This window comes from Bizionia saleffrena, from assembly GCF_008086175.1.
Classification (GTDB): domain Bacteria; phylum Bacteroidota; class Bacteroidia; order Flavobacteriales; family Flavobacteriaceae; genus Bizionia; species Bizionia saleffrena.
On sequence record NZ_VSKM01000012.1, the window covers coordinates 1 to 24,120 of the forward strand.

The following is a 24,120-nucleotide window of genomic DNA, read 5'->3' on the forward strand; positions in this document are numbered from 1 at the left end:
AAGGTCAAGAAGCCAATTACCAACCACCAACAGATAGTACGGGGACACTCTATTATTTTTGTGTGATTAGTTTTAGTGGTGCCGGAAGTTGTAATGAAATTACGACAGCGCCTGCAGCAATCGAAGTGGTTCCTAACGTAGAAATTAGTGGCGAATCGCCACTAAGCCAAACGCTATGTTCTGGAGCCACCCCAGAAGACTTAAGTTTTATAACCGATGGTGGCGGTACCGGTACCATTATTTACCAATGGTATGCTTCAGATGATATAATAATCGATGCGTCTGATGCAGCAGTCGGTACAAACACAACTGTTTTCAACCCGGGTGTTCAAAGTCCAGGGACCTATTACTATTATGTAACGGTTGATGTTGACGAAAGTTTAGGGTGTGCCGATGTCTCGAGTGCTATTTTTACAATCGAAGTAATAGAAGATCCAGAGGTGGTAATCACCCCATCCGAACAAACGATTTGTACTGGGGTCTCCGCCGATTTATTAGTGGCTCAAGTAACAGGAGGTATCGATTTAAACGCAGATGGCAGTATCGATACTGGCGACTACGATTTTGAGTGGTATTTAAACGGCATGCCGATAACAGAAATAAATGATGCGGATGGAGACACGAGTACTTTTAATCACGACAACTCTTTACCAGCAGGCGTGTACACTTACTATTGCGAAATAAGTCAGCCAAACGCTTACGACTGTAACGCCACGAGTAACGCGGTAACCATAACGGTAAATGAAGGGCCATCTATTGTGACACAGCCTATTGGTGCAGAATACTGTTTGGGCGATACAATGGCAGAATTGGAGGTTGTTGTTACAAATGGTGTTGGCATTCCAGATTATCAGTGGTATTCCAATGATACAAACGATTTAGATACACCAAACCCAGTAGGCACAAACACTAGTCTATTAACGCTGCCAAATACAAACGTTAGTGTATTTTATTATTATTGTATTATTTCCTTTTCGGAAGGAGGATGTGGTGATTTAACGACTCAAATGGCACCAATAACTATTAATCAAGTGCCACAAATCAGTAATTACGATGCTCTTATTTGTAGTAATAATACGTTCTCAATAATTCCCGATAATACAAATGGAGATATTGTGCCTCTAAACACAACTTATACGTGGTCGCCGCCTATTGTAAGTCCTGTTGGTGGTGTTATTGGTGCCGTAGAAGAATTAACGCCTATAACGAGTATTTCACAATTTTTAGAAAACACGACTACTAATCCAGCTACAGCAACCTATACGGTAACGCCTGTTGCTGGAGATTGCATGGGGGATACTTTCGAGGTAACGGTAACGGTTAATCCGTCTATTACAGTGTTATCTGATTTAACAAATAACAGCTGTTTTGAATCCAATAATGCGTCTATCGAAATTTCTGTAGCTGGAGGTGTGCCATTTTCAAATGCAAATCCTTATACTATTACATGGAATGGGCCGAATGGATTTACCAGCACGGATGAGGATGTTTTCAACCTAGAGATTGGTACTTATGTTTTAAATGTATTAGATGATGGTGGTTGTCCCTATTCGGAAACATTTAGTATAACAGAACCTGAAGACTTAGTGTTTAGTGCTATTAATTTCGACCCACAAACAATATCGTGTTTTGGAGCTAATGATGGTGTGATAGCTATTAATATTGAAGGCGGAACTTTACCTTATGTTTATAATTGGACGAAAGACGGACAGTCTTTTTCTACAAATGAAGATCTTTCAGATTTAGGTCCGGGAAATTATGAGGTTACTGTTACAGATGCTAATAACTGTGGGCCCATCATTCAAAGTTTTTTAATTGAAGAACCGCCATTACTTGAAGTGTCTATAGGTTCTCAAACAAATGTGTTTTGTTATGGGGATTCTACAGGAGCAATTACAATACATGTTATTGGTGGAAGACTAGGTTATACGTACGCTTGGACAGGTCCTGATGGGTTTGTAAGTGCGAATCAAAATATTGATAATTTAAGTGCTGGTAACTATACAGTTGTAGTAACCGATAGTTCTGGATGTCTCGATACGATGACTATTAATATTATTCAGAATGATGCCATCACAATAGATGTTACAACTACAGACATTGAATGTTACGGTAATAATGATGCTTCAATTACGATAAATAATATATTAGGAGGCGTGCCACCTTTCGCTATTGCTTGGAGCAATTTTGGAACGGGGCCAGTGCAAACCGACTTGTCGCCAGGAACCTACACGATTACAATTACAGATGCTGTTAATTGTTCAGAATCTTTTTCTATAATTATTGAAGAAGCGCCTCTATTTTTAATTAATCCTGAAGTCACTCAAATGTCTTGTTCTGGAGAAAATGATGCAAGTATTGTACTTAATTTTGAAGGCGGAATGGAGCCTATTACAGTCGTCTGGGATGATGATGATACAGCAGGAGTGGAGCGCAATAATTTAGCTCCGGGAACGTATTCTGTTACTATTACAGATGGAACGCCATGTGTTATTCAAGATAGTTTTACCATAATTAATATTGCGCCATTACAGCTCTCTACAAATGTTATTAATGCTTTCGATTGCGATGATGCCAATAGTGGCGCCATTAATTTATTAATAGCAGGAGGTACACCACCTTTTAACGTGGTTTGGTCTAATGGAGCAGTCACAGAAGATTTAGTCGACATTCCACCAAATAGTTATACTGTAATCGTTACAGATGCTAATGGTTGCGAAATAGAAGGGAGTTGGGAAGTGGATAGGTTTGAGCCTTTAGCGGTTGGAGTAGATACTCAGTCTGAACCCGATTGTGAAGCACAGATAATACATCAAACGTTTGTTGCTGTTGCTAGTGGAGGTGTGCCGCCTTTCCAGTATAATTGGTCAAGCGGTACTGTAAGTGGTCTAAATAATGAATCAATGACTACAGACGAAAATGGATTGGTAATTTTAGAAGTTACAGATAGTTTAGGCTGTAGTACCAATTTTAGTTTCAATGTAGAAACGCCAGTTATAGGTCAGCCAGATTCCGAAATAACAGCGTTTGGATATTCTAATTATGGTGTGTTTGCCATTCAAGATCCAATTCAATTTACAAATACAGCGACCGGAGATTATGTTAGTGTTTTATGGGATTTTGGAGAGGGCAGTTTTTCCGCTGAAGAAAATCCTATTCACACTTATTTACAAGCAGGGAATTACGTGGTAACCCAAACTGTTACATATCCATTTGGTTGCTCTTATAGTACTATCGTGACGCTAACTATTGAAAAAGGTTATAAACTTATTATGCCCAATGCATTTACGCCTAATGAAGATGGTTTAAATGACTTTTTTGGACCGAAACATATTGGATTAAACACCTTAGAACTTAATATATACGATACTTGGGGAAGTCTTATTTACTCAGAATCTGGTGAGAGTATACGCGGTTGGGATGGTAAGATAAACACTATAGAAGCCGAGAACGGAAATTATTATTACACTTTTAAAGCACGCACATTCTATGGCGATGCCATAGCAAAACAAGGATCCTTTGTATTTATTAAATAATAGCTAGAATGAAATTTAAAATTATACTCTTTATAGTACTCCTCTTAACGGTGTCTGCAGCAAAAGCTCAAGACCCCATATTTTCGCAAGCTAATTATGTGCAAGAAACTTTAAATCCAGGGTTTTCTGGATTTGAGGATAATGGTAAAGTCTATGCCGGTGTGCTTAGTCGGTTGCAATGGCCAAATTTAGATTTAAAACTAACCACACAGTATGCCTTTGTAAATAAGTCTTTCGATTATGGTCCGGATCTTGGTTTTGGCATAGGTGTCAATGCTGTATGGCAGTACGAGTCGTTTAATAATTATAATTATTTTCAGATAAATACAAATTATGCACACCGTATCAATTTAGATGGCGGCTGGTTTTTTAGACCAGGTATAGAAGTTGGTGTGGGGAATAAAAGTAACCGATTTAGGAATCTTAGGCTGGGAGATCAGATAAATATTAATACAGGAACTATAAATCCGAATTCTGTAGACCCCTTGGCTAATACTATTAAAAACCCGTATTTTGTAGATTTCTCAACCGGTATTGTTTTTGAAAAAGAAGCGTTTTATGGCACATCCTATTGGTTTGGAGCTTCTGTAAAACATTTAAATAGACCTAATATTTCTTTTGTTGAAGGAGAGAAAGTGCCTTTAGATATATTTTATTCGCTACACGGTAATTATCGTTTTCCTTTTTTAAATGATAGCAGTGTAATGATGACTGCCAATTATATGCAACAAGGGCAATATAACCGTTTAGATGTGGGGTCTTTATTTCAAGTAGAGGAATTTCTTGTAGGTCTTACAGCAGCTACAAACCCAGCGCTTAATGACGATAATAGTCATTTATTAACCTCTATAAATGCATTTATCGGATTGGAATATTCCGAGCTGCGATTTGGTTTTTCTTACGATATGAATACCTCTAAAATAGGTAATACGTATGGTGTTTACGAGTTTTCATTAACGTACCTCTCGAGATGTAAAAGCTGTAATTTAGACCGTAGTAGAAAGCGATAAACAGACGCCACTAATCGGTAAATTAGAACGGGCTAAGAATTTTTTAAATACACTCTTTTTTTACATCAGGAAAAGGTCTGTACGCATAATATTGAAGTACCTCTTCCAAAGCCATTTTAAGCGCTTTGTTTATTGGCAGAAGGATGTTTCCTAAATGAAAGTCAATTTGGTTTAATTGCATATAATATTCTGTAAATACAGGTACGTACAATCCTTTTGTAATGGCTTCGGCAGCCGATTTATAGTCTTCTGCCTGACCTTCTTTTATGATTTTGCAAGTCGCTAATCTTAAATTCCCGTATTTATCGGTGTTGGCAGCGAAACCAAATAGGCGACAAATAAGACCTCGGTATTTGTAATTACTACACCGACCGTGACCGCTTAGGGATAAAGATGTGTAAATGAAACAAGTTGAAGTCTCAGTTTTATTAAGTACATCTAGTGTTTTTTTTGCGTCACCGTTCTTAAACAAATGAAAGGCCCAAGGTAAAAATTCTAATGGAGAGGCCTCTATATTGGGATTTGTACAGCATTTCCCGCAACCAGAAACACAACTCATTCCTGATGCTTTTTCAAACTGAGCGCCTTCTTCCTCTAATTGATGAAATAGACTTTCTACCAATTGTACTCTGCGCTCTATAGACATAGTTTTTTACCTAAGATAGGCTTAATAAGAGTGGTGCCTTTAACTTATTTCATAAAAGAATTTTTAATTGTCTATTTAAATATTTCATTAATCCGTAATTAAGGCATATTTCACGGTAATAGATTTACTGTCTTATACTGTTTACGTAATTAATCTATTCAACTGGGCGTAACTTATTTAGTTATTTTTATAGGAGGAATTGCATTGGTGCTATAAAGAGAACAATGAATAAAATGTAGCAGATGGGGTAAGAATAACGCTTAAGAAGCTGAAACAACTGTCTGTAACCTTATGTGGTGGAGATAATAGTTTGATAGTGACACGCAATTCGTTGGAAGTTGTCTGTTTTTTATTTGAATTTATACCGGCAAAACTCACAAAGCCAGTGGCAATCCCCTTAATTTATTCTCAATAAATTATTTTTTAATTAAAGGTTATATCTTAAGGTTTTATTCATTTTGGGGAATGCAAAGGCTTATGTTTTTATTAATTTTAGCTTAAAGAGGAAAGGTTTCGCAATAGTTAGGTTTTAGTGTATTCTGCTTGCGAGATCAGAATCAGACTACTGTTTTATTTCCCTCCATTTTCCTGTTAAATCCAACCTACCGGTAAGCTCAAAATAGGTCATCATTTTTATTTGGTATTGCTGTATTATTATAATAAGATGTTGAATAAATACCCTGAAATGATAATGCAAAGCGTAACGAGACCAAAAAAGATGGCGATCAGTTTTAAGGACATCACTTTCTTTAAAAGCATGGCTTCTGGTAATGATAAGCCAACAACACCCATCATAAAAGCAATTGCAGTACCTAAAGGGATGCCTTTTGCAACTAAAACCTGAACTACAGGAAGTATACCTGATGCATTCGAGTACATTGGCACCGCCAAAATGGTAGCAATAGGTACAGCAAATAAATTGTCTTTGTCCATATATTTTTCAAAAAACCCTTCCGGAATATAACCGTGCATCAATCCTCCAATGGATATGCCTACCAACACATAAGGAATAATACCTTTAAGTATTTTTAGCACTTCATTCCAAATAATGGGTAACCTTTGTTTTAAAGTTTGTTTTTCGGCAATAAAAGCATCTTGATCTTTTTGTGCAGTAGCCAAAATTTCTTTTACCCAAGGTGTTAAAAAGGATTCCAATTTTAATTTTTGAAGGATAACGCCCGAAATGGTGCCCAATAAAACACCACTTATCACATAAATAAGGGTTGTTTTAATTCCAAACAACCCCACAAAAAGTCCGATGGCTACTTCATTGACTAACGGTGAAGTAATTAAAAATGAAAAGGTAACACCTAAGGGTATTCCTCCTCTCACAAAGCCGATAAATAGTGGGACTGACGAACAAGAACAGAAAGGAGTTACCACACCAAATAGGCTTGCCACTAAGTATTCCAATCCGTATAATTTATGCCTTGACAAATAATTTTTAACCTTGTCTATGGGAAAGTAACTGTTGACGATTCCCATAAAAAAGATAACAATAAAAAGAAGGATTAAAATCTTTGCGGTATCATAAATAAAGAAGTTTAAGGCTTCAGTCAAATGTTGCCCTTTGCTCAAATTAAAAACATCATAGACCAACCAATCTGAACTATTTTGTACCCAATCAAACATTTTAAATCGGGTTAATCGTTCCTGAGATGTTACAAGACAATTTTACCGTGTTGTAGATGGTACCAAACTTTTCAATATTCTTTTTTAGCAGGGTCGAATTTAATTTGTCATCATTAGTATAAATTGTTAACTCGTAAAAAACACTGTCCATCCTAGGTGGGTTTTCAAGACGTGTTGCATTGACTTCAAGAGAGGCTTTTGTATAGGTGAATTTCATCAGTCTAGAAAAACGTTCAACATTTTTCAACATACAAGCGGCAAAAGACCCCAAGAATAGTTCAGCAGGATTTGGTAAGGTTTCAGCCGTTTTTGGGGAGGTGCCAAAATCTATATTTGATTGCTTTATAAAAATAACGGCATCCTGATTGGAGTGGGATGAAGCTGTAATTTCGTATTTCATAATCTGTGTTTTAATTAGTTTAAAAGTCCCAATACTTCATCTTTTGAAGGCACTCTCCCTTTTATTGCAATAACATCATCTATTACCAAGGCAGGTGTAATCATTACGTTATATTTCATGATCTCCATTATATCCTCAACTTTTTCAATGGTTGCATCAATGTTGTTCTCGGTAACCACATCTTTAACAACTCCTATCATCGCTTGGCATTTTGGGCATCCTGTGCCTAGTATTTTAATTATTTTGGTCATAATAGTTGTATTTTTTTATCGCTAAGGGGCGGTAGTAGTTAAAAATAGCAATCAGAACATTGCTGAAATACTGCTTTTGTAACATTCCCATTTTTATTATTAATACAGTACCTTATTCTCGCGGTTTTAATTCAACATAAATAAGATTCGTTTTTTAAAATTCTTTTAGATGTGGAGAAGCTGTAGATTGAGCCAATGGAAACACCTCTCCCAAAATCGTCTGTGTAACAACGCAATTGGTTCTCAAGACACTTTAAGAGTGCAATATGAGTAGGGAGAGCTAAAGCTTGCACTAATTTAGCCAAAACTTCTGTGTTTTCCGTATACTCTATTTGTTCTACACTTATTTTTCATATTCCCTATCTTAAATATACGATTGGTATTTGAATTGAAATATGACTTTGATCACCTTGATCTAATTTTACTGGTAATACAAAACTCTTAAGAAATGGTAGGCATAATAAATTTATCCTTACTAACGCTTAAACACAATATCCCGCTGTAGGTTTTATTAGGAATTGTGGTTTAGAGGGAGTAGAAGGGGTTTGCACTTGAAATAACGGAGAGTACTTTGGTGCCTATTGCTAAATTAATGGGTAGCTTCTTTACAGAGTAATAGTGCAAGCTAGGTAAACACGCCTGTTCTAGTTATAATGTTTATCGTGATTTGAAAGCCCAAAATTCATTCTTTGGCAAAGGTGCTGCGAACGATTTTAATTCCTTATTACCAGAGACTTGATAGGTGATTTTTTGTGCATGAAGACAAATAGATAAAGGAAAGTAGTCTTGATCTGAGCCGTATTTTTTATCGCCAACAATAGGGAGTCCTATATGGGCTAGTTGTGCCCTTATTTGATGAAATCGACCTGTTTTTGGTTTAATTTCTAAGAGATAACCAAAATCGTTTTTGTCTATAACCTGGTAGGAAAGAGTACACTCTAAAGCGTCTTTGGATTTTGATTGGACTATATCTGCCCTTTTTTCTAGAGTATTTTTTACGAGAAAATTTTTTAAGTTGTCCTTATCCTTCGAAGGTTTGTTTTTAACGATTGCTAAATACGTTTTCTGAACTTTTCGGTTGCTAAATAGGGCATTAAATTCTACCAAAATACTTTTTTTCTTGGCAAATAACAACACGCCACTTGTTACGCGATCTAGCCTATGGATTACTCCAATATAGGGTTTGCGTTTACTTTTTAAAAGGTGATTAAAAACTTGGTCCTCAACAGTGTTATTCTCGTATGGGCTTTTCTCACTTATAAGGCCGGCCATTTTGTTTACAACTATATAATCGTTGGTTTCATGTACTACTTCAAATTTGGGCATTGGTAGTTTTCTTTTTTTTAGGGGCTGAAGACTACGTTCAGCAAGTTTAGTTTCTATCTGTTTACAAAGAGAAGCCTTAAATTAAGTCTTAATTACAAAATACGATACTAATCATTCCTCTGTCCTTCTATACAATGAGGTAATGTAGTATACTAAGAAATAGTTAGGCTTTTCTTGGTTAATTAAAAGTTTGAAAGACTTTAAATCCTGTCTTTTTTATGTATCGGAATATAAAATTGCTTAATTAAATGGCCTAAAACAGGTGTTTGTTTTTATAGCTTTTTGTGTTATTATAACTCAAATTAAGAAAAATTAATAGTTTATGATAACTATAGATGTGCTTTTATTTATTCTTTACGAAAATTAATTTATGTCTACTTTTAGTGTTTTCTCTTTGTTCTAATTCAAACTTACCGATGGATTTAATAAGGGGCGTCAACTTTTCAAATCCATAGTTCCTAGAATCAAAGTTGGGTTGCTTTTTTTGCAATAAACTTCCTACATCTCCAAGAAAAGCCCAGCCATCTTCGTCGGATAAATCGGATATAGTAGCAGAGATTAGTTTAGTCACTTTTGGAGTGACTTTATCTATGCTATCTTTTACGTGGTCTTTCTGACTAATATTTTCTTTCTTTTCCGTTTGCTTCCTAATAATTTCAATATAAATAAATTTATCGCAGGCCACGATAAAAGGATTTGGTGTTTTTTTCTCTCCAATTCCAATCACTTGCATACCCGCTTCTCTTAATCTAGTCGCCAGTTTGGTAAAATCACTGTCGCTAGAAACAAGACAAAAACCACTAACTTTCTCAGAATATAGAATGTCCATCGCATCAATTATCATGGCCGAATCTGTCGCGTTTTTACCTGCGGTGTAAGCATATTGCTGAATAGGGGTAATAGCATTTTGTAACAATAGGTTTTTCCATTTTGATAAATGCGGACTCGTCCAATCGCCATAAATCCTTTTAATCGTGGGATTTCCATATTTTGCTATTTCTTCCATCATTTCCTTTACGTGAGCAGAGGGTATGTTGTCTCCGTCTATTAGTACGGCTAAATTCATATTCATAATGTGTGTAGTATTACTTCTTTTTAATGCTAGTGAAGCTAAATTTCAGTTATAAAGGCATTTAACGGCCCCGTGTATCGTACCTTATTTTTGATTAGCAACTAATTTAGCAAAAGAAAACGAACCAAAGAGAAATCTAGAGAGTTTTATAAGCAAACACAGAGCGAAAAGTTAATAAAAGAGGTGTTAAGTGATTGTTTTTCGTGTTTTTTATGTGAACGATTCTGTATTTACTTAACAAATGTTGGCGCGGTAATACACTAAAAAACAATGTTTTCTTAAAGCACTCCTTTTTCTTAAAATGATTTAGTGGAATACTTGTTTCCTCTAAAATTTTCTAGGCGTTATTTTTATATTTAGAAGTGTGATACCGGTTCTTTGAAAGGAATATACTTTTAAAATTAGACTTAAAGCCATTAACGATGAGGTTCAATTCCCAAGACTATCCCAAAGACCAGACTCATTTATTAAATAGGTGTTAAATTGAGTGAAAATAGAGATAACTATATGATAGTAATTGATAAACCGTATGTTTCAGATTTTCTTATTAAAACTATTAAGGAAAATAATTATGAAATTGTGGCTACTGCTCAGGCGAAAAATATGATTGCTGATAAAAAGCTGAATTGGATCACCGAGGAAGAAGCAAAAGATAGTTTAAAGAAGAATCCGGAAACCCCAATGTATACCAATTCTGAAAACACAATCAACTGGATTCAAAAGAATGTGGTTTCATTAAGCCTTCTCGATCAAATTGAAGTGTTCAAAAATAAAATCAAATTTAGAGAACTAATTAAAGAGTCTTTCCCCGATTATTTTTTTAAAGGAGTGAGATTTGAAGATCTGAGAAAACTTATTGTGGAAGAACTTAAATTCCCATTCATTATAAAACCTGCAGTTGGTTTTTCTAGTATCGCTGTGCACAAAGTCGATACTGCTGCAGAATGGCTACAAGTTTTAGATAAGATAGATTCTGAGAATAACCATTCTAAAGACCTATACCCTAAGGAAGTTTTAAATATATCAGAATTTATTATCGAAGAATATATAGCTGGAGACGAGTACGCAATTGATTGTTATTTCGATAATAAGGGAAAACCAGTGGTGCTTAATATTCTTCATCATATATTTTTATCTGATAAAGATGTAAGTGATAAGGTGTATTCAACTTCACAAGAAATAATACAAAAATACAAGAATGAGATAGAGGCTTTTCTGGGTATAATAGGGGAAAAAGCAAAACTAAAAAATTTCCCTGCTCACGTAGAATTAAGAATTGATAACAAAGGCATCATAAACCCTATTGAGGTAAATCCTTTAAGATTTGGAGGGTTTTGCACCACCGGAGATTTATCTTGGTATGCTTACGGGATTAATTCCTATGAGGCCTTTTTTCAATCTATAAAACCAGATTGGGAGACGATTTTTAAAACCAGAAAAGGTAAAAAGTATAGTATTATTGTTTTAGATAATAATTCGGGCATTGATGCAAGTGAAATAGAGTCCTTTGATTATGAGAAATTAGTATTAGATTTTGAAAAACCTCTGGATCTAAGAAAAATTGCATTGAATGAATATTCAGTTTTCGGTTTTTTGTTCACTGAAACACAAAATGGAAACGAGAAAGAACTACTGGAAATTCTGGGTTCTGACTTAAAAAAATACATCAGACTTAAATAAAAATAAAACCAGAAATTAAGTAATAACAAAACCAAACAACGTCAATTTTCTTAACACTTTAGACTTCAATACTAGTTGTGTTTTGGTGTAACATTCCGCGCGACGCGTACGATGGCTAAGGATAAAGAAGGGTAAATCGCTAGGTAAAGATATGTCATAAACTAAAAAGTTTACAAAATAATGAGGTGGTATTTAGCAAATAATACGGTAGTTGGGAGGGAAGCGATAACGGGCAAACGGCAATTAGCGAGGCCTTAGTTAAGATTTTGGCTACTTATAGAGTCGCATTATAGCGAGAGGATTCCAATTGCCCAAAGTCTAATTCTTAGAACGAGCAAAACCATTATATGGTTAGAGGAGTTATTTTATTATTGAACGGTCGTAAATAGCTTGACTTAAATTTGTTTCGAGAAGAGCAGGTGTAAGAGGTGGTTTGAGACGCACGCTATTACTATTTATGGTTGGAGAGGTTTGTTTGATAAGCATAGATGTCATTTATTTTAGAATTAAATAGTTTCATAAAACGTGGAGGGAATTCATCCCTTAAACAGACTGTTTTACCTGTAAATGGATGTGTGAAGCTTAATGAATATGCATGTAAATACAACCCCTTACCGCGTAAAATTAAAGGTTCAATCCCGTATGCTGCATCCCCTAATATGGGAGTGTTAATGCTGGCCAAATGTTTACGCAATTGATGCCTTCTACCCGTTTGAGGTTTTAATTTCACTAAGTTGAGATGGCCGAATCTTTGCGAGGAAACGGTTTCGAGTAGATTGTAATACGATAGTGATTTTTTACCGTCAATTTCTGAAGTGATACTTCCTGCCTTTTTCATTTTACCAATAGTAACGGCATAATATACTTTGTAAACCGTTTTGTCCTCAAACATTTTATTTAAAGCACGAATACTACTACTCGTTTTTCCAACCAATAAAACACCTGTGGTCGCATAGTCTAATCGATGCACGGGCTGAGGTTTAGTAGCATCTGGAAGCGTGCTTTGTTTAATATTTTGAGGTAATGCATTGGCAATAGTTTTAAAACTATTACCGCTCACTACTATGCCCGCAGGTTTATGGAGTAGTGCTAAATAATCATCTTCGAATAAAACGTTAAGTTGAAATATCAATTTCTTATGCGGTGTAACTTCTTTTGGAATAGATAAAGTTAAGCAGTCACCCCCGTTTATTACTGTAGCGGAAGTCGCAATAACAGCGTTAACCGTAATAAATTTTTTCTTTAGTGCTTTTTTTAGCGCCGATTTCGTAATCGCAGCAATGAATAGGCCAACACCATATTCCTGCAGTCGCATTGGAGCGGATATTTCAGGAACAATATGTGTTTCTTTTAGATTGATTGTGGGTTTGATTTTTGTTAATGTTTCTGTTTTAAAATAAATAGTGTCTTCGTTGCGCACGTAAGATACTCAATAGAATTCCGATGGCTAGTATAGATTTTAATTAGTCTAAAATATAAGGCTTATTTTTAAGTGGTGTTACTATTTTTTTTCTGCATACCCGTAAAATGTCGCAACGGTTACCGCCTTATTTTTATCTGCAATAGATAAATAATTTGTTGTATTTAAGAGTTTTAAATTAGGGGTTACCATTTATTTCTATTGAAATTCTGGCGAGATAATTCTTGAAATTTGAATACCGTTTTCTTTATTTTGAATAGTAAAATAGACCTCCGAGTTTATAGGAGCTAAATTTCCAGACAAGAGGTTACAAAACAGATGACGGATAACGTAAACAACACACAAATTGTGATTTGCTTTTAGAAGACCCGTAAGTGCGGTGGTTTTGAGAGGTGTGCTGGCAATAACTCGATTATTGGTAATGTTCGCTGTACTAAATGTAAAGTTTGTTTGTCTAATTGTGATATTTGTTTTACATTTGTTGACAACAAAATTATAATATTATGAAAGTAAATTTTTTATTTCCTAATAAATTCAAAAAAACGGGTTGGTTTTTACTTATTCCTTCGGCAATTTTAGGTTTCATAACACTTAAATATGAGTACGAACCAAACTTTTTAGATTTTGATATCCCTGCAGTTTTTATAGATGACTTATTTAAGTATAAACAGCTACTAGGAATGGTTAAGAATAATATTCTCAATGAAATCTTTGGAATTTTAATTATTATTAGTTCTTTACTTGTTGCTTTCTCTAAAGAAAAATTAGAGGATGAATATATATCCAAAATTAGGCTAGAGTCTCTGGTTTGGGCTGTTTATGTTAACTACGGAATTCTTTTGTTTGCGTTTTTGTTTATCTTCGATTTTTCTTTTTTATGGGTCATGATATTCAATATGTTTACGGTATTAATCTTTTTCATAATTAGATTTAATTGGCAAATTTCAAAACTTAAAAAATCAGCTTATTATGAAGAATAGTATCAAAGTAGAAAGAGCAAAAAAAAATATCACTCAAGCCGATTTAGCTAAATTGGCAAAAGTGAGTAGGCAGACAATTAATGCTATGGAATTAGGTAAATATGTTCCCTCAACAGTTTTGGCACTAAGATTAGCGCAACTATTTGACGTCGAAATAAGCAAAATATTTACGCTGGAAGATTCAGATTGGGTTTAATATGCATTACCGTCAGCGTTTTTGTATAGGGTTTGTTGGTAGGTTGTATGTCCAGACTCTTCGTAGTAAAAATAGAGGCTTGCAATTAAGCAGCGACCCTAATTTAAGTAAATATTTTTATATAATATCGGCATCTTTTGCGTACAGCAAAGTAAGTAAGTAAGTAAGTAAGTAAGTAAGTAAGTAAGTAAGTAAGTAAGTAAGTAAGTAAGTAAGTAAGTAAGTGATTTAGAGGGTGCGATTTTCGTAATTAAGTGGTAGGATAAACAGACTTGCAATCAATTGATTGTTGGCGGTCTACTGGATTGTCAGAAGCCTTTTAACAGATTTGTATTTTTTATATGAATTCTATTAACTTTATTTTCGCGTCTTTCCTGGCTTTAAAATCTCCTTCGTTAGTGCCTCCAAATTCATATTCGTAGTCCTTTCCATCAACGTTAATTGTTTCAGTTCTAAAATTTGAATTTACCTCTGGGTTATTTGAAATTAAATGTCCGGCATTTTCATATTTTATATTCTGAAAAGAATGCTTAAAATTATTTTCTTTTAACCGTTGTTCTATTATATCAGCCATTATTAATGAGGGCCAAACCTTATCATCACTTCCGGAAAGAAGCAGAATAGGACCATTAATTTTTTCCGCTTTAATAGTTGCTTTATTTACTAAATCCGTTTTCGATAAACCATTTTCCAATATTCTAGTAATTTAATTTTACCCGAGTCGTTTCCAGAAATTTTATCCATAGGCACATACGGAATGTCAATTCCGTTATATTTTCAGCTTGGTTTCAATTGATTTGAATTATAGGGTAAAATAGTATTTGACCAAGAAATCGAACGTGTTGAATACGCAACAACTCCGCTTACAATTTCTGGGAATGTTGAAGCAATCACTAATGCTAATTCTACATTTCTTGATGCTCCCATTGTAATAATTTTTTCAGGGTTAACTGATTTCCTAACCACTTGATTGCAGTTTCAAAGTATTCTAAATTAATTTCTTCTAATAGTTTTGGTAAACCTTCTTTTCGCGTATATGGCAATTGTTTTGCCCCCTATAAAACAAGAGTATTCTTTTAAATTTCGTTAGTTAAATTATGCTGTTAATTTATTCATTAAAATTAGGTGTTTGTCAGCGTTCCATTTTTCCATTGGTGTTATTCTTCCCAATAGTCCGTGTAGCCTTTCGTTGTTGTAAAACAGCACATAATCTTTAAGGATTTTTTCTATTTCTCCAAAGGTTCTATATTCAAATCTCTGAAAAATTTCTTTCTTTAAAATGCCGTGATAGGCTTCTATATGAGCATTTTCTTCTGGTGTTGCGATGTGAGTAAACTCTTGAGCCACACCTATTATTGCTAGATATTCTCTTACATTTTTTGCAATAAACTGACTCCCGTTATCACTTCTAATCACTACATTATTAGGATATTGATAGTGCCTAAATAATTCAGATAGCAATCTTATCACTTGAGCTTGTTTAATTGAAAAAGCAAAAAGGTCTATTAATATTCTTCGCGTATGAACATCTATAACAGATAAAAGGTAAGCGTTTTTACCAGCACTGGGAATCCAAACCATCTTTATATCCATTTCTAGACAATCAAAAGGTTTTACGGTCATTACTTTTCTGAATTTAACAAACTTACGTCCAGAACCGCTCCTGTCAATACGGTCTTCCAACTTCAATAGGTTCGCTTCTTTCATTATTCTATATAGTTTCTTGTGGTTTATTGTATAACCGTCCCGAGTCAAATAAGCAGTCATTAATCTATAGCCACAATCTATAAAAGGATGACGTAATATGGTCTTTACAGATTCAATAACAACAGCCTGGGTTACTAATCCATTCTTACTATGATAGGTAAATCTACTTGGCTTGTTTCCTTTTTTACCTAAGCTTGGCTTGCGATAATAACTGCTGTGAACCATTCCTGCCATATCGATTATCTTAGTTTTACTGATTTTATATTTCTTAAAAATAGTATCCACTAAATCTTTTTTGGATCTGATGTCCCAAACTTTTTCTTTAAAAGTTCACGCTGGACTTCTAGCTCAATTTCCTTGTTACTTAATAGCTTACGAAGTATTCTGTTTTCCTCTTCTGCTTGCTTTAACTCTTTACTACGTGCGTCATAGGTGACTTTTAAGCCAGACACGCCTTGGGTATCATATTTCTTCCTCCAATTGTAAAAAGTTCCCGTACTAACCTTGTATTTACGACAGGCTTCAACAATTCCTAATTCTTCAGATGAGGATAGAATTTCTAGCTTTTCTTCTAAACTCCATTTCTTATATTTCATATCTCAAAGGTATTAATTGAAATTTAAAATAGCACTCCGAACTTATTAGGGGCTAAACTAGTGTGTTTGCCCAGTATGGGCATCTTTAACTTACAGCAAAGTAAGTAATTAATCTATAGGGTGCAAGTCCCTTATGCGCTGGGGTAACGCCTAGAAGCATTAGTAAGTCGCAAGGGTGGTAACTGCAAAGTTACATCTGAAGAAAGCGAAATACAGCGTATTCACGAATACAGAAAAAATATAAAAGAGAATGAGTAAACTACAAAACTCGGTACTGACGAACAGAAACCGTATACAGAGGCCTATTTATTCGGGTAAGCAACCACATCATTGCAACGCCCAAAGAGTATCAAAAGGGTAAGTAGGTAGATACGGCAGGGATTGAGTGAAAGAAGATGTCATTACCTGGGGAGATCTCCAAAGTTACGAGTTGGCCTATTGGAGAAGTCAGCAGAAGTCATAGTACTTAAGGGAAACGAGGTGGGAGAAAAAGCCCATAGGACTCACAATTAAGGAAGGACGGAACAACGTTCTCTATTAAATTCGCATAGGAGCAAATTTTTGTAGCCTATGCTTAAAATAGTAGGTAGCTTCAATTGGTGTAAAGAGCAATTGTTGAGATGAACGTTGAACCGCCGTATACGAGACCCGTACGTACGGTGGTGTGAGAGGCGCACTGGCAATCATTCGATTGTCAGCCGTCTACTCGATTGGCAACTGGCTTTTATTCTTCACTAAATTCAAACCATTTCTTTTCCATATAAACTGTATCAATTAATGTCCCTTTTTTTAGAATGGCAATTTTCATAAACTCATTTTCAGTTGATAAATACTTTAATTTTATATTATTCATTGATTGAGTATGGTAGTATGAACCATATTTGCAATTGTAAGGATTGTCCTCAACATCTTTTGTGAATACTGAAATTAAAATCAATTTTTTTGATAAACTATCTTTTTCTTGATAACCAAAGATTTTGATTTCGCTATTTATATTTTGAGGTATCCAAATTGTACTATCTTTTTCAATGTATGCTTTTGAATAATAAGTTGGGTCTAATTCATATTTTGATTTAACTGAACCTGAACATACATCGCCTTCCTCAATTCCATCTAACCAAATTTTTAATTTTTCAGTTCGCTCTTCAGTTAACTTTCCCAAAAAATAGGAAACACACATTGGAAAGACGCTACCATATTCCACTCGTTTGTCTTCAGCTGGGAATTTCATTTCCAATTCCGCATCTCTGTAAGAAATCCAAATTCTTTGCGTTTTTTTAAGTCGCTCAATAAAAATCGAGTCAGTTTTATATTCAGTTATTATTTTTTGGTAAACGTTGTTTAGTTCAGCATCTGCTTTTCTAAATTCGTTATTCGCTTCATCATTCATTTCCGATTGAGTTTGCGAAAAACAAGTCAAATTAAAAGTCAGAAATAATATAAATAGTATTCGATTCATTTTTCAGCGTTCTGTTTTTTAGCTTGTTGCCAACGTTGTTGTGTATGATTAGTGGCGTGTTTAAGCACCTAATTTAGCAAATAAAAACTGAATAGAAAATCTGCAAGGATTTTCGTAAGTAGGCGATAACCAGCCATTAATTATACACGGTGTGTGTGCCCAGTATGGGCATCTTTAACTTACAGCAAAGTAAGTAATTAATCTAGAGGGTGCAAGTCCCTTATGCGCTGGGGTAACGCCTAGAAGCATTAGTAAGTCGCAAGGGTGGTAACTGCAAAGTTACATCTGAAGAAAGCGAGACTACAAAACTCGGTACTGACGAACAGAAACCGTATACAGAGGCCTATTTATTCGGGTAAGCAACCACATCATTGCAACGCCCAAAGAGTATCAAAAGGGTAAGTAGGTAGATACGGCAGGGATTGAGTGAAAGAAGATGTCATTACCTGGGGAGATCTCCAAAGTTACGAGTTGGCCTATTGGAGAAGTCAGCAGAAGTCATAGTACTACTTAGAAACAGACAATAGTTGGGATTGCTTAAACCATACCCCATCAGGAACACGAGTAGGAAGGACAGAACATTAAATCACGTTGAAATTCGATTAGGAGGCTTTTGCTAGCCTAATCTTAAGCCAACAGAAGTAAACATTTGTTTTAAACAATTTATGATTGCAGAAGTATTAGAAGCCAAAAACCTCTATAAAGCAGCACAGCAAGTGGTGCGAAATAAAGGAGCTAGTGGAGTAGATGGTATGCCGGTTTCGGAGTTAACCCAATATATACGGGTCAATCGAGAACAAATAAGCACCACTATTTACAGTAACGGCTATATACCGCAAGCCATTTTAGGAGTATCCATACCTAAGGAAAAGGGAAAACCCCGTCTTTTAGGTATCCCAACAGTAATAGATAGGTGTCTACAACAGGCAGTAAGCCAGCTACTAATAACCAAATTCGAGTACGGATTTGAGCCCTTTAGTTTCGGTTTTCGACCTAAGAAGAACATCCATAAAGCAGTACTACAAGCTCAGGAATACATCAATGATGGCTTCCAAAACATTGTAGATATCGACTTAAAAGGATTCTTCGACGCGGTAGAACATAGCCTACTATTACAACTAATTTACAATAAAGTAGACTGCCCAGTCACGCTGCGATTAATTCGCAAATGGTTACGAGCGCCCATACTTATAAAAGGGCGCTTAGTTAAACGGCGAAAAGGCATACCGCAAGGCAGCCCACTAAGCCCGTTATTATCTAATATCTTATTAGATGTTTTAGATAAATTTCTTAGCAACAAAGGGTTTCGTTATGTCCGCTATGCAGACGATTTTAGTATTTATACAACATCGAAAGCAAAAGCAAAGCAAATAGGGAATCAGGTGTATCTTTTTCTAAAAGACACATTACATCTTCCAATAAACGGAGCAAAAAGTGGCATACGTCGCCCCGTAAATTTCGAGTTGTTAGGACATAGCTTTGTACCCATTTATAAGAAAGGTGTAAAAGGGCAATACCAACTTGTTGTAAGCAAAAGCGGTTGGGATAAATTCAAACGGAAACTAAAACTTTTAACCAAGAAAACCAATCCAGTATCTTTAACAGAACGTTTAAGCCGCCTCACACAAGTGTGTCGAGGATGGCTTAACAACTATCGTTTAACAAACAGTTATACAAAACTTAAAAAGTTAGATGAATGGTTGCGAAACCGCCTGCGGTATTGCATTTGGCACCATTGGAAGAAAGCAGAAAGGAAACGTAAGAATTTAATACGTCTAGGAATAGAAGAAGGACAAGCTTATGCTTGGAGCAGAACCCGAATGGGAGGCTGGGCAGTAGCCCAGAGTCCTATATTAGGGACTACACTAACCCTATCTAGACTAAAGCGAAGAGGGTATAAACCGATGATAGATTACATAAACAAAATACAAACTTCGATTTGGTGAACCGCCGTATACGAGACCCGTACGTACGGTGGTGTGAGAGGCGCACTGGCAATCATTCGATTGTCAGCCGTCTACTCGATTATCTTTAGTGCTTTGATGTTCAGGCTATTCTCCACATTTAGTTATTCCACTTTTTATTTAAAAAAAAAATTTAAAAACTTTCCAAGTTGCGCCTTTTATTTCTTCGTGTTTAATTGATTTACAATATTTCAGTTTCCGTAAACTAGTTTTTTTTTCTTTTTAATTACGATTCCATAAACTTGCTAAATTCCGCATTGTATTTTTCTAGTTTTGAGAGTTATATTATCTTACTTTCCTTAAATTCCAACAATTCAGATTCCACAAACGCGCTCATTTTCCACACACAATTCTTTTAGGTTTAAGCGATAAATTCCGCAAACTGACTTTTTATGAACGATTCCACAAACTTGCTAAATTCCGCATTGTATTTTTCTGACTTTTGGAGTTCCAGTATTTCAGTTTCCTTAAATTCCAACAATTCAGATTCCACAAACTTACTCATTTTCCACACACAAATTATTTTAGGTTTCAGTGATAAATTCCGGAAACTGACTTTTTAATTGACTCCGCAAACTTGCTAATATTCTAATTTTAAATCACTTAATTTATGGGTTTCAGTGATTTTTTTTCGCATTAAAGATAACGTGTTTGTGTATGGAAAGTTGCGTTTTTGTGAGCGAGGATTTTCCAAAGGAAAATCAGACGTAACAAAAGTGCAACGACCGTTAATTAAATACTAATGTAGCAATTTTTTATACACGATGTTAGCACCAGTATTTTTCATTCCTAAATTTCTTATTCTTTCCATTTTAGGACTTTATTCATTTTCCTATTCACAAGTTTATATTCCACAAAAGCAAATAAGTAAAAAATTAAGTTTAGAAACAAAACCATAAAAAAATTACTTTCCAATTTTCCAGATTTTATAAAATAATATAATTTCAAAATCAATGCGACCGACAGAAGAGTAAATAAAATCATTGACATTAATTTAAATCTCAATTTATATTCTCTAAAGTTTTCTTTTTTAAAAGTCACAATTATTTTCGGAAGTAACTTTTCAAAAGGTGTCGAAATTCTTAATAAGTCAATTCTGTTATTATTCTCAAAACCCAAAAAAAACTTATTTGGCTCATTTAAATAAGTTGAAGCTGATTTGAAATCTAAAGATGTGTGTCTTTTTAACGATAATAATCTAATATTCCGTTCTGTTTTTTCAGAATCCAATTCAGCAATATTTATCTTTTTAAAATACAATTTTCAGTTTTAGTTATATTGGTGCTAACGTTGTTGTGTATGATTAGTTGCGTGATTAAGCACGGAATTTAGTAAATAAAAACCGAATAGAAAATCCGCGAGGATTTTCGTAAGTAGGCGAGAACCAAGCAATTAATTATACACGGTGTTGGCAAATCGTTTTTTATTTATTCATATTTTTTTAAATCATATGCACAAAGTAATTTTCTGAAATTTGTATCATTTTTAGCTTTTATTCCTTTCAAGTGCTTTTCTACATCGTTGAGTTCGAGATTGTCTTCAAATATATTCCAGATTATACAACCAATTTTGTAAGTTAATGGAATTGACATATCATCCATAATTGCTTGTATTGTGTTGTGCTTTTTCTTTTGATTATCTGACGTAGATTTTAAGGCATTTTTAATATTTGTTATTTGTTGAGCTTTTAATTTGTCTGCAACTTTAATTTCTCCATTTATACTACTGAAACCAAAAATCGGAAAATATTGAGCACTTTGAAGTTTGTACTTGTCGATAAGCACCAAAATTTGATGGTTTGATTCCTCCATAATTTTGAAATAATTAGTCATTATTTCAGATGCTGTTTGGTATTGATAACTAATGGTCTTTGATGAACCAATTGCGAGGATTTTATCTCCATTCTTTAGAGAATCCAAATCCTCGGTAATTTTAACTTCAATTTTTCCTCCAGCGTAAATTTCCGCAACTACATTTTGAACTTTTCTTACATCCATTGCAGATATTGGTAAATGTATATTTGCAAGTGCTTGATAAATTAATGTAAAGTTATCCGTTTTGATTTTATTAATTCTAACAGTTGAATAACCGTCCATATCAATATCGTGTTCACTTATTACTTCGTTGTCAGCATCTTTTTCATATTCTACTAAAAGAAAATTATTTCTTATATTTTTTGCTAAATCAGAATTTGGTTCAACATATGTAAATATGGTTTTTAAAATCTTTTTTATGTTGTTATCTCCAACACCATAACCAATAAAAATTATTGGATGATGAATAAAAAGAGAAAGTAATTGAGCTCGAATTAGTTCGTATTTTCCATCAAATTGAGAATAATCGTTTTCTGTAATTATTATCTTATGTGGTTCTGTTGTACATCCGTGGATTTTGTATATTGAACCATAAGGATTGCTTAAAAGGATATTATTACCAATTAATTTGTCAAACTCAAAAATATGCTCAATCAAATTGTCATAATTTGTAGTTATTATAGAGCCAATATTTTTTCTCGCTTTTTTAAATTCGGCTATTTCAGGATTTTTATCTTCTCTTATTTCTAATTCTGAAAATATTTTAGATATATAGATTTTGAACCGACTTAAATTTTGTCCATTCTCCATATTTTCATAAAAAACATCATTTATCTCTTGGAATTTTCCATTCCTATCGTTGATTAGAGTTTCGTTAAATTCATTTTCTAAAAGTGATGCAAGTTTTTCGAAATTATAAACACCATCTTCTTGACAAGTAGACTTCAAGTCTAAATAATATTCAGAGTTTCCTTTTAAATCAAATGCTATTTTTTTTAAAAGTCCATCCCAAGTATATGAGTTGGACAAATACCTCAAACTCACACCTGTTCCTACAAATAGTACGGGATGATTTTTAAAATTTGAAATGAATTCTTTAATGTTCATAGGTGTTTCTTAAATGTTTGCCAACTTAGTTATATGAACACTTTATTACCCTATTCTATAACAAAATAGCTGGATATGGATGCTTTTTAAGCTTTTCTATAATCCATATACTCGAGGTAATAAAGCAATCAAGCCATAAATATAACCTATTATTTTCTTACAAATAGTCGAAAGGGTTTTTAATTTCTATTAAGTTAGTCGACGATACGTGCGTGTATATCATTGTGGTCTTCGGGCTGTTGTGTCCTAATAATTCTTGTATGTAGCGTAAGTCTACCCCGCTTTCTAATAAATGAGTGGCAAAACTATGACGCAAGGTGTGGAGTGTCGTATATTTTTTAATTTCAGTTTTGGCTACCGATTGTTTTAAAACCTGTCTAGCACTTACCTGCGAGTAGGGCGTGCCACCGCGGCCTTCAAATAAATAGTGCTGCGGATCGTAATGTTTAATGTAAGTGTGTAGTAATGGAATCAAATTTAGAGAAAGTAAAGTGTAGCGATCCTTTTTGCCCTTAGCGGCTTTTATATGTATCAGTCCGCGGCCGTAGTCTATATCGTTTAGATGCAAGCTCAATGCTTCACCTATGCGTAATCCGGCCGAATACACCAAACTAAGTAACGTTTTATGCTTTAAGTTTTTGGTGACTTCAAAGAGCGTCTTTACTTCGTGTTTGCTTAAAATATTGGGGAGCTTTTTGTCTTTGCTAGGCCGCTCAATGTCTATAATATCGACAGTACCGTGTATAAACGATACATAATGCTTAATGCCAGTTATGCATTGGTTTTGGTACGAGATCGACTTGTTAGGAGCCACAATAAAATCGTAATTAAACTGCTCCACACTTCGCGTCGTAATAGTGGTAATCTGCTTTAAACTTAAATACCTTAAAAAAAAAGCAGTGACCTCGCAATAGGTGTTCACCGTATTATCACTAAACCGTTTTTGATATAACCACTTTTTATAACCCTCTAGTTTTAAAAGTTGCGTTTCAGATAAAGCAGGGAGCGGTGGCGCTTTCTTAACAGCAAGTGGTGTTGGTTTTATCGCTGTCGCTTTAGGCTTTAAATCACTATAATCAACAAAAAAATGTTGCAACCTTAAATAGTCAAACAACTTGTTTAAGGCTGTTCTATTATAATACACGTAATACTTTTGTTCCAAAGCGCTCCAATGGCTATCGGTATAGTTTTTTATGTACTGTTCCACAATGGGGCACGGCGTAAACTGTAACGCAATACAATTGTTATCATCAAGGCGAAGCTTTTTTAGAGTAATAGAGGTCGGTTTTTGCATAGAAAAATTGATTAACCTCTAAATCTACCT

General features: G+C 34.5%; 22 protein-coding genes. 6 read left to right on the forward strand and 16 right to left on the reverse strand.

Annotated elements, in window-relative coordinates; genetic code table 11:
• Together ES676_RS11410 and ES676_RS11415 are read left to right on the forward strand one after the other, a co-directional pair.
• Window positions 1–3,536 (forward strand): T9SS type B sorting domain-containing protein (locus tag ES676_RS11410; protein WP_148370464.1); only part of this gene is annotated, 3,536 nt, incomplete at its 5' end.
• An 8-nt stretch (window positions 3,537–3,544) separates the two neighbouring features.
• Entirely contained in the window at window positions 3,545–4,546 is a 1,002-nt protein-coding gene (locus ES676_RS11415; RefSeq protein WP_148370465.1) for a PorP/SprF family type IX secretion system membrane protein, read from the forward strand.
• 43 nt (window positions 4,547–4,589) lie between these two features.
• Here the strand turns inward: ES676_RS11415 and ES676_RS11420 are convergent, their stop codons facing one another.
• From ES676_RS11420 to ES676_RS11450, 6 genes are all read right to left on the reverse strand, one after another.
• Window positions 4,590–5,192: a YkgJ family cysteine cluster protein gene (locus tag ES676_RS11420; RefSeq protein WP_148370466.1), complete on the reverse strand. Its 603-nt coding sequence runs from the start codon at window positions 5,190–5,192 to the stop codon at window positions 4,590–4,592.
• Window positions 5,193–5,846: 654 nt separating this feature from the next.
• Complete coding sequence (locus ES676_RS11425) at window positions 5,847–6,824, reverse strand: permease (RefSeq protein WP_148370467.1); 978 nt, start codon at window positions 6,822–6,824, stop codon at window positions 5,847–5,849.
• Window position 6,825: 1 nt separating this feature from the next.
• Complete coding sequence (locus tag ES676_RS11430) at window positions 6,826–7,224, reverse strand: OsmC family protein (RefSeq protein ID WP_148370468.1); 399 nt, start codon at window positions 7,222–7,224, stop codon at window positions 6,826–6,828.
• 14 nt (window positions 7,225–7,238) lie between these two features.
• Complete coding sequence (locus ES676_RS11435) at window positions 7,239–7,475, reverse strand: thioredoxin family protein (protein WP_148370469.1); 237 nt, start codon at window positions 7,473–7,475, stop codon at window positions 7,239–7,241.
• A 657-nt stretch (window positions 7,476–8,132) separates the two neighbouring features.
• A complete protein-coding gene (locus tag ES676_RS11445; RefSeq protein WP_148370470.1) occupies window positions 8,133–8,801 on the reverse strand; it encodes an RluA family pseudouridine synthase in 669 nt (222 codons plus the stop codon).
• 343 nt (window positions 8,802–9,144) lie between these two features.
• Window positions 9,145–9,873, reverse strand: a complete 729-nt coding sequence (locus ES676_RS11450) for an NYN domain-containing protein (RefSeq protein ID WP_148370471.1) — start codon at window positions 9,871–9,873, stop codon at window positions 9,145–9,147.
• A 507-nt stretch (window positions 9,874–10,380) separates the two neighbouring features.
• Between ES676_RS11450 and ES676_RS11455 the strand changes: the two genes are divergently transcribed.
• The gene (locus ES676_RS11455) at window positions 10,381–11,553 is read left to right on the forward strand and encodes an ATP-grasp domain-containing protein (RefSeq protein ID WP_148370472.1); all 1,173 of its coding nucleotides are present in this window, start codon (window positions 10,381–10,383) and stop codon (window positions 11,551–11,553) included.
• Between the two features lie 451 nt (window positions 11,554–12,004).
• On the opposite strand, the gene ES676_RS11460 is transcribed toward ES676_RS11455, so the two are convergent.
• Window positions 12,005–12,868, reverse strand: coding sequence for an RluA family pseudouridine synthase (locus ES676_RS11460; RefSeq protein WP_148370524.1), 864 nt, complete (start codon window positions 12,866–12,868; stop codon window positions 12,005–12,007).
• A 608-nt stretch (window positions 12,869–13,476) separates the two neighbouring features.
• Here ES676_RS11460 and ES676_RS11465 point away from each other — a divergent pair.
• Together ES676_RS11465 and ES676_RS11470 are read left to right on the forward strand one after the other, a co-directional pair.
• The gene (locus ES676_RS11465) at window positions 13,477–13,953 is read left to right on the forward strand and encodes a hypothetical protein (RefSeq protein WP_148370473.1); all 477 of its coding nucleotides are present in this window, start codon (window positions 13,477–13,479) and stop codon (window positions 13,951–13,953) included.
• Window positions 13,943–14,149 carry a helix-turn-helix transcriptional regulator gene (locus ES676_RS11470; protein WP_148370474.1) on the forward strand — a complete coding sequence of 69 codons (207 nt, stop codon included), beginning with the start codon at window positions 13,943–13,945 and terminating at the stop codon, window positions 14,147–14,149. Before ES676_RS11465 ends, ES676_RS11470 begins: the two co-directional genes overlap by 11 nt.
• Window positions 14,150–14,486: 337 nt before the next feature.
• On the opposite strand, the gene ES676_RS14965 is transcribed toward ES676_RS11470, so the two are convergent.
• The 6 genes from ES676_RS14965 to ES676_RS11490 all read right to left on the reverse strand — a co-directional run bounded on the left by ES676_RS14965 (window position 14,487) and on the right by ES676_RS11490 (window position 17,911).
• Window positions 14,487–14,843, reverse strand: a complete 357-nt coding sequence (locus ES676_RS14965) for an acyl-CoA thioester hydrolase/BAAT C-terminal domain-containing protein (protein ID WP_215731645.1) — start codon at window positions 14,841–14,843, stop codon at window positions 14,487–14,489.
• A gap of 83 nt (window positions 14,844–14,926) precedes the next feature.
• Window positions 14,927–15,076, reverse strand: a complete 150-nt coding sequence (locus ES676_RS14970) for a hypothetical protein (RefSeq protein ID WP_215731646.1) — start codon at window positions 15,074–15,076, stop codon at window positions 14,927–14,929.
• Window positions 15,055–15,192 (reverse strand): hypothetical protein, encoded by a 138-nt coding sequence (locus ES676_RS14975; protein ID WP_215731647.1) that lies wholly within the window; start codon window positions 15,190–15,192, stop codon window positions 15,055–15,057. Before ES676_RS14975 ends, ES676_RS14970 begins: the two co-directional genes overlap by 22 nt.
• A gap of 52 nt (window positions 15,193–15,244) precedes the next feature.
• On the reverse strand, window positions 15,245–16,141 hold the full coding sequence (locus tag ES676_RS11480; RefSeq protein WP_148370475.1) for an IS3 family transposase: 897 nt from the start codon (window positions 16,139–16,141) through the stop codon (window positions 15,245–15,247).
• Window positions 16,141–16,452 carry a transposase gene (locus ES676_RS11485; protein WP_148370476.1) on the reverse strand — a complete coding sequence of 104 codons (312 nt, stop codon included), beginning with the start codon at window positions 16,450–16,452 and terminating at the stop codon, window positions 16,141–16,143. Before ES676_RS11485 ends, ES676_RS11480 begins: the two co-directional genes overlap by 1 nt.
• A 724-nt stretch (window positions 16,453–17,176) precedes the next feature.
• Window positions 17,177–17,911, reverse strand: a complete 735-nt coding sequence (locus tag ES676_RS11490; protein ID WP_148370477.1) for a lysozyme inhibitor LprI family protein — start codon at window positions 17,909–17,911, stop codon at window positions 17,177–17,179.
• 665 nt (window positions 17,912–18,576) lie between these two features.
• Between ES676_RS11490 and ltrA the strand changes: the two genes are divergently transcribed.
• Window positions 18,577–19,857 carry a group II intron reverse transcriptase/maturase gene (ltrA, locus tag ES676_RS11495; RefSeq protein WP_148370478.1) on the forward strand — a complete coding sequence of 427 codons (1,281 nt, stop codon included), beginning with the start codon at window positions 18,577–18,579 and terminating at the stop codon, window positions 19,855–19,857.
• 379 nt (window positions 19,858–20,236) lie between these two features.
• On the opposite strand, the gene ES676_RS14740 is transcribed toward ltrA, so the two are convergent.
• The 3 genes from ES676_RS14740 to ES676_RS11505 form a co-directional block, all read right to left on the reverse strand.
• Window positions 20,237–20,380 carry a hypothetical protein gene (locus ES676_RS14740; protein WP_170234452.1) on the reverse strand — a complete coding sequence of 48 codons (144 nt, stop codon included), beginning with the start codon at window positions 20,378–20,380 and terminating at the stop codon, window positions 20,237–20,239.
• A 922-nt stretch (window positions 20,381–21,302) separates the two neighbouring features.
• On the reverse strand, window positions 21,303–22,796 hold the full coding sequence (locus ES676_RS11500; RefSeq protein ID WP_148370479.1) for an SIR2 family protein: 1,494 nt from the start codon (window positions 22,794–22,796) through the stop codon (window positions 21,303–21,305).
• Between the two features lie 157 nt (window positions 22,797–22,953).
• Window positions 22,954–24,090, reverse strand: coding sequence for a tyrosine-type recombinase/integrase (locus ES676_RS11505; RefSeq protein WP_148370480.1), 1,137 nt, complete (start codon window positions 24,088–24,090; stop codon window positions 22,954–22,956).
• Window positions 24,091–24,120 lie beyond the last annotated feature (30 nt).